Here is a 7175-nt window from a genome sequence, read left to right as displayed (position 1 = left end):
ATTATTTCGTGTCTTATTTTTTCCGGTTCAGCCAACTGCAACACCTATTATCTCTACAAATTTTTTCCATACTAGTCTCAAAATATGACTTGGGAGAATTCTGGTGAAGATCAGATTATTGCATATCCTATAAATTAAAACCTGAATAATCTTATTCAGGTTTTTTGTATCATAAATTACTTATCTCTGGTTTTTAAAACTTCTTCAATATCTTCAAGCTTAAAATTCTTAGCTTTCAACAAGATTAAAAAGTGATACAATAAATCTGCTGCTTCATTTTTAAACAAATCATCATTATTATCTTTGGCTTCTATCACTACTTCTACAGCCTCCTCTCCTACTTTTTGAGCCACTTTATTAATTCCTCTCTGGAATAAAGAATAGGTATAAGAATCATCACTTTTATTATCAATACGCTGGGATATTTTACTTTCCAGCTCATATAAAAATCCTTTATTTTCCTTTTCCCCGAAACAGCTAAAACTTCCTGTATGGCAAACTACATTGGTGGGGATTACTTTAATTAATATTGTATCCTGATCACAATCTTCTGCAATACTTTTCACAGTAAGAAAATTCCCAGACTCTTCTCCTTTTGTCCAGAGTCTGTTTTTTGAACGGCTGTAGAAAGTAACAATCCCTTCGGATTTTGTTTTTTCCAATGCTTCTTCGTTCATATATCCGAGCATAAGAACCTGAAGAGTTCTGTCGTCCTGAATAATGACAGGAACTAGGTTATTCATTTTACTAAAATCTATTTTCATCGTATTTCTATATTTTGATGTTTGAGTTCCTGTTTTAAATCCTGTATATGAATTTCTTCAAAGTGAAAAACACTGGCTGCTAAAGCTCCTGTAGCTGATGTTTTATTAAATACTTCAGTAAAATCTTCTGTTTTACCGGCACCACCGGAAGCAATAACTGGAATTGTCAGATTCTCTGAAATAAGTTTAGTAATTCTTATATCGAATCCGTTTTTTGTACCGTCTCCATCCATAGAGGTTAAGAGGATTTCTCCTGCTCCTAAGGATTCTGCTTCTTTAGCCCATTCCAATGTTTTTAAACCGGTTATTTCCCTTCCCCCTTTAATATGAACCCAGTCACAGCTATCAACCCATTTGGTGTCAATCGCCACTACGACACACTGATTTCCAAATTCCTTAGAGAGGTCATAGATCAGTTGAGGATTCTTTACAGCAGATGAATTAACACTTATTTTATCAGCTCCTGCTTCCAATAGCTTTCTTACATCTTCTACAGAGGAAATCCCACCCCCTACTGTAAAGGGAATACTTAATTCACCAGCAATTTTCTTTACGAGCTGTGCAAAAGTTTTACGCTCTTCAATGGTTGCGGTAATATCTAAAAAAACCAATTCATCGGCTCCCTGTTTTTCATATTTTTTGGCAAGCTCTATAGGATCTCCTGCATTTCGGAGCCCTTCAAAGTTAATACCTTTTACGGTTGTTCCGTCTTTGATATCTAAACAGGGAATAATTCTTTTTTTAAGCATTTTCAATCAATTTTTTTAGTTCATTCAATTGGATTTTTCCTTCATAAATAGCTTTGCCGATAATGGTTCCGGCACATCCTATTTCTTTCATCATATATACATCTTCTATTCCCGAGATTCCCCCGCTTGCAATTAACCGAACAGAAGTTTTGTCAATAATTTCCACATAAAGCTCTTTAGAAGGACCCGCCAGCATTCCGTCTTTTGAAATGTCGGTACAGATCACATTCAGAATTCCATTCTTCTTGTAATTTTGAATAAAATCGACTACTTCCCTGTTGCTTTCTTCCAGCCAGCCGGAAGTTTTTATTTTCCTGTTATCACAATCTGCTCCGAGAATAATTTTTTCTGGACCATATTTTTTAATCATTTTATAGCAGAACTCGGGATTCTGTATGGCAATACTTCCTATCGTAATTTGAGCAGCCCCGGAATTAAAAGCTGCTTCAATGTCTTTCTCTGTTTTTAAACCTCCTCCAAAATCGATCTTTAATGAAGTTTCCTTTGCAATATTTTCCAGTACTTTTTGATTGACAATATGTTTAGACTTAGCACCGTCAAGATCTACTAAATGAAGAAACTGAATTCCATAATCTTCAAATTCTTTGGCTACTTCCACAGGGTCCTCGTTATATATCTTTTTGGTAGTGTAATCTCCTTTGGAAAGGCGGACACATTTACCTTCAATAATATCAATAGCAGGAATTATTCTCATCATTTATAGTTTTAAAAAGTTTTTAAGCAGTTGATTTCCTGTTTTTCCGGATTTTTCCGGGTGAAACTGAGTCGCAAAGAAATTGTCTTTCTGTAAAGAAGCACTAAACGGAAGCAGATAATCACAAACAGAGGTAGTATATGGGGATAATTCACAATAATAACTGTGAACAAAATAAAAGTCATTTTCCTTTTGAATGTCTGTAAAAATCATAGAACTACAATCTGAAAGTGTATTCCATCCCATATGAGGAACAATTCCTTTGGCAGGAAACCTCTTTACACTGATATCGAATACTCCCATTCCACTGGTATTTCCCTCTTCATTATCTTTGCACATCAGCTGCATTCCCAGACAAATTCCAAGAAAGGGCTGTTTAAGACTTGGAATAAGTAAATCCAATTCTTTTTCCTTTAATAGATTCATGGTAGAAGAAGCTTCACCTACTCCCGGAAAGATAACTTTATCCGCTTTTTGAATGATTTCCGGATCATCAGTAATAACTGATTTTATATCCAGTCTGTTAAGGGCATTTTGTACGGAATTCACATTTCCCCCGTTATATTTTATAATGGCAATCATATTATAGGCTTCCTTTTGTAGAAGGTAAATTAAAATTTTGATCAGATTGGTTTACAGCCATTTTAATTGCTTTGGCAAAGGCTTTGAAAACAGATTCTATCTTGTGGTGCTCATTGTCACCTTCGGCTTTAATATTAAGATTAGACTTAGAAGAATCGGTAAATGACTTGAAAAAGTGAAAAAACATTTCAGTAGGAACATCTCCTATTTTTTCTCTTTTGAAATCAACATCCCAGACGATCCAAGGTCTTCCTCCGAAATCTATTGCTGTTTGAGCCAGGCAATCATCCATAGGTAATAAAAAACCATATCTTTCAATTCCTTTTTTCTTTCCTAATGCTTTGAGAATAGCTTCTCCCAAAACAATTCCTGTGTCTTCTATTGTATGATGCTCATCTACCTGTAAATCTCCCTGGACTTTAATCTTAAGGTCTAAATTTCCATGTCTTGAGATCTGTTCCAACATATGGTCAAAGAAGTGTAATCCGGTAGAAATATCAGAATTTCCTTTCCCGTCGAGATTAACTTCTATTTCAATTTTTGTTTCATTGGTCTTTCTTGTAACACTTGCTCTTCGTGGAATCTGTTTCAGAAACTGATAAATTTCTGCCCAGCTTGTAGTTGTAAGTTCTGCTTCAGGATTTTGGTTATCACTGATTAAAATAGATTTTGAACCTAAATTTTCAGCCAGTTGAATATCCGTAAGCCTGTCTCCGATTACATAAGAATTAGCGAGGTCATAATCTCCATACATGTATTTACCCAGCATTCCTATTCCCGGCTTTCTAGTCGGAAGATTCTCATGTTCAAAGCTTTTGTCAATGAAAACATCAGTAAAAAGTATTCCCTCATTTTCGAATGCTTTCATCATTTTTTCATGAGGTTTTATAAAATCTTCATAGGGAAAACTGTCAGTCCCCAGACCATCCTGATTGGTAACCATTACTAATTCATATTCCAATTCTTTAGCTATTTTAGCAAGATTCTGAAAAATTCCGGGATAAAATTCAAGTTTTTCCAGAGAGTCTACCTGAAAATCGACAGGTGGTTCTATAATAAGTGTTCCGTCACGGTCAATAAATAATACTTTTTTCATAGTGCTTTATTTCTTAAGGTTTGGATAAGCTGAATATTTTCTTCTCTGTTTCCTATATTGATTCGAAGACAGTTAGGTATTGCCGGAGTTCTTTTACTGGTCAGAACTTCCTTCTCCAAAAGCTGGTTATATACCTTTTCAGCATCGTCAAATTCTATCAGAAAGAAGTTGGCATCTGTTGGGTATACTTTGGTTATATTTTCAATAATCTCGAGTTCATTTTTCAGCCATGCTTTCTCAATATTAATATCTTCCAGGTTTTGCTTAAACTCTTCCAGATTTTCCAGACTTTTTATTATCAGCTGCTGACTTAAAGTATTTACATTATAAGGTGCTTTTACAGTATACATCAGTCTGATAATTTCTTCTGAAGCATACGCTATTCCTACCCTTGCTCCTGCAACTCCCCATGCTTTTGAAAATGTTTGAAGAACAATCAGGTTAGGATATTGAGCTATAAGTTCCAGACATGATTTTTTATCAGAAAATTCAATATAAGCTTCATCCACGACTACAATTCCTTCAAAATTCTGAAGGTAAAACTCAATATCTTCAGTGCTGTTTCCTGTAGGATTATTAGGAGAACATAAAAAGAATACTTTAGGCTGATTTTCTTGAGTAATAGAAAGAAATCTTTGTTTTTCGATTTCAAAATCCTTATTTAATGGAAGCTTAATCACTTTATTTTCATTGACAGAAGCATAAAATCCATACATAGCAAAAGAAGGATCCATCATCATAATCGAATCTTTTTTTGGTTCACAGAATATCCTGATGATTAAATCGATAAGTTCATCACTTCCATTTCCCAATACTATTTGTTCTGAAGATATATTTTTAAGCTTCGAAAGCTTTTGCCTGATCTCTTTATGGGTAGAATCCGGGTATCGATTATACTCCCCAAAAGGACTTTCATTGGCATCCAAAAGTATTGGATTACTAAATTCATTCTGATCTCTAAAGCTGGTATAGGGCGTTAATTCCAAAATGTTTTTCCTTACCAGCTGATTTATATTAAACGGCTTCATTATTAATTTGTTTTAAACGGATAGATACTGCATTTTTGTGGGCAATAAGCCCCTCAGCTTTAGCCATTACTTCAATGGTTTTCCCAAGGTATTGCAAACCTTTTTTAGAGAGATGCTGGAACGTTATTTTTTTAACAAAGCTGTCCAGGGAAACTCCACTATAATTCTTAGCAAATTTGTTGGTCGGTAATGTATGATTGGTTCCACTGGCATAATCTCCGGCGCTTTCACATGAATAGTTTCCAAGAAAGACAGAACCTGCATTCCTAACAAGCGGAATAACTTCTTCAAAATTTTCTATAGCAAGAATAAGGTGTTCAGGAGCATACAAATTACTGAATTCAACAGCATCATCAATAGTTTTCATAAGCAGAAACCTGCTGTTGTTCAAGGATTGTGAGGCGAATTCATTTCTTGGAAGATTTTTTAATTGCCTGGTGACCTCCTCCATTGTCTTATTTAAAATATTAAAATCAGTAGAAATAAATATTACCTGGCTGTCACTTCCGTGTTCTGCCTGTGAAAGGAGATCTGCAGCACAGAATTCCGGGAAAGCCTTTTCATCGGCAATAACCAGTACTTCGCTGGGACCGGCAGGCATATCTATTGAGACACCGTAATGTAAAGCAAATTCCTTGGCAGCTACTACATACTGATTTCCCGGTCCGAAGATTTTGTATACATTAGGGACACTTTCTGTACCCAACGTCATAGCAGCTATAGCCTGTGCTCCTCCGGTTTTAAATATTTGAGTAACCCCGCATAGTTGAGCTGCATATAAAATAGCAGGATTTATATTCCCTTCTTTATCCGGAGGTGTACAAAGAATAATTTCTTTACATCCAGCAATCTGGGCGGGAACAGCGAGCATTAGAACGGTAGAAAATAAAGGCGCAGTTCCTCCCGGAATATATATCCCGACCTTTTCTATTCCTCTGGATTCTCTCCAGCACACTATTCCTTTTGAAGTTTCTATTTTATTAATTTCTTCCTGCTGAGAACCATGAAATTTAGCAATATTTTCTTTGGCTTTCTGAATTGCTCTTTTCAAATCATCACTGATTAATTCAGTTGCTTTTTCAATTTCAGATTGAGAAACAGATAAGCAGTCAATATCTGCGGAATCAAATTTTTTATTAAAATCAAGTAAAGCCTGATCTCCTCTTTTTTCCACTTCTGTGAAAATTTCTGCAATGATTTTTGAGATCTCTGCTCTTTTTATGACTGGACGTTCTACAAGATCAATCCAGTTTTCTTTTTTTGAGTATCTGTCTATATGCATAATTAAATCACCATTTTATCTATTGGAATTATTAAAATATCCTGAGCTCCATTTTCTTTAAGCTCATCAATTACTTCCCAGAATCTTTTTTCATCAATTACTGAATGAATACTGCTCCATCCTTCTTCTGCAAGAGGAATAACGGTGGGACTCTTAAGAACGGGAAGAACTTTTGAAATATTTGAAATTTTATCATTGGGAACATTCATCAGAATATACTTGGAATTTTTGGCTTTAAGTACGGCCTGGATTCTGAATAGAAATTTATCTAAAATCTGCTCTTTATCAGTACTTAATATTGAAGTTTCTGCCAAAACCGCTTCTGAAGTCAGTAATGTGATAGTTTCTCTCAACCCGTTTTTAAACAGAGTACTTCCAGAACTCACAATGTCACATATTCCATCGGCAAGCCCAATATTGGGAGCAATCTCTACAGAACCGGAAATAACGTGTATATCGGCATCTATATTGTTTTTATTGAGAAACTGTTGTAAGGTATTCGGATAAGAAGTAGCTATTTTTTTGCCTTGAAAATAACTGAGATCATTGGTATCTATATCTTTGGGGACGGCAAGAGAAACCCGGCATTTTGAAAAGCCTAATCTTTGTCTGATTTTTACATTTTTTTGTTTTTCTATCAATAGGTTTTCACCAACAATGGCGATATCTACTACCCCATCTTCCAGGTATTGAGGAATATCAGAATTTCGCAGATACATAATCTCCATAGGAAAATTATCTACCGTTACTTTAAGCTGATCTTTACCATTATTAATGAAAATTCCGCAGTCCTTCAGAAGTTGTAATGAATCTTCATACAGGCGTCCACTTTTCTGAATAGCGATTCTTAATTTACTCATTTTTGTTTTTTTATATGTATCTGAGTAAATAGATAAAGGTCAATAAATTTCCAGAGAATAACAGAAATAAAAAAACCGTCTATTGACTCAGACGGTTGT

General features: G+C 35.0%; 8 protein-coding genes. All 8 read right to left on the bottom strand.

The window, feature by feature from the left end:
* Positions 1-176: 176 nt before the first annotated feature.
* The 8 genes from hisIE to hisG are packed head-to-tail and all read right to left on the bottom strand — an operon-like array spanning position 177 to position 7076.
* On the bottom strand, positions 177-764 hold the full coding sequence (hisIE, locus tag Q0A18_RS14830) for a bifunctional phosphoribosyl-AMP cyclohydrolase/phosphoribosyl-ATP diphosphatase HisIE (protein WP_292010938.1): 588 nt from the start codon (positions 762-764) through the stop codon (positions 177-179).
* A complete protein-coding gene (gene hisF / locus Q0A18_RS14825) occupies positions 761-1513 on the bottom strand; it encodes an imidazole glycerol phosphate synthase subunit HisF (RefSeq protein WP_292010937.1) in 753 nt (250 codons plus the stop codon). Before hisF ends, hisIE begins: the two co-directional genes overlap by 4 nt.
* Entirely contained in the window at positions 1506-2228 is a 723-nt protein-coding gene (gene hisA / locus Q0A18_RS14820; RefSeq protein WP_292010939.1) for a 1-(5-phosphoribosyl)-5-[(5-phosphoribosylamino)methylideneamino]imidazole-4-carboxamide isomerase, read from the bottom strand. The genes hisF and hisA overlap by 8 nt, the downstream gene beginning before the upstream one ends.
* Before the next feature lie 3 nt (positions 2229-2231).
* A complete protein-coding gene (gene hisH, locus Q0A18_RS14815; protein WP_292010936.1) occupies positions 2232-2810 on the bottom strand; it encodes an imidazole glycerol phosphate synthase subunit HisH in 579 nt (192 codons plus the stop codon).
* 1 nt (position 2811) lies between these two features.
* Positions 2812-3906, bottom strand: coding sequence for a bifunctional histidinol-phosphatase/imidazoleglycerol-phosphate dehydratase HisB (gene hisB, locus Q0A18_RS14810; RefSeq protein WP_292010935.1), 1095 nt, complete (start codon positions 3904-3906; stop codon positions 2812-2814).
* A complete protein-coding gene (hisC, locus tag Q0A18_RS14805) occupies positions 3903-4934 on the bottom strand; it encodes a histidinol-phosphate transaminase (protein ID WP_292010934.1) in 1032 nt (343 codons plus the stop codon). The genes hisB and hisC overlap by 4 nt, the downstream gene beginning before the upstream one ends.
* Entirely contained in the window at positions 4921-6216 is a 1296-nt protein-coding gene (hisD, locus tag Q0A18_RS14800) for a histidinol dehydrogenase (RefSeq protein ID WP_292010933.1), read from the bottom strand. The genes hisC and hisD overlap by 14 nt, the downstream gene beginning before the upstream one ends.
* Positions 6217-6218: 2 nt before the next feature.
* Positions 6219-7076, bottom strand: a complete 858-nt coding sequence (hisG, locus tag Q0A18_RS14795; protein WP_292010932.1) for an ATP phosphoribosyltransferase — start codon at positions 7074-7076, stop codon at positions 6219-6221.
* Between the last annotated feature and the right edge of the window lie 99 nt (positions 7077-7175).

It is taken from the genome of Chryseobacterium sp. (assembly GCF_022712095.1).
Taxonomy (GTDB): domain Bacteria; phylum Bacteroidota; class Bacteroidia; order Flavobacteriales; family Weeksellaceae; genus Chryseobacterium.
Note: the sequence above shows the minus strand (reverse complement) of the source record. Positions and strands in the feature narration are given on the sequence as shown.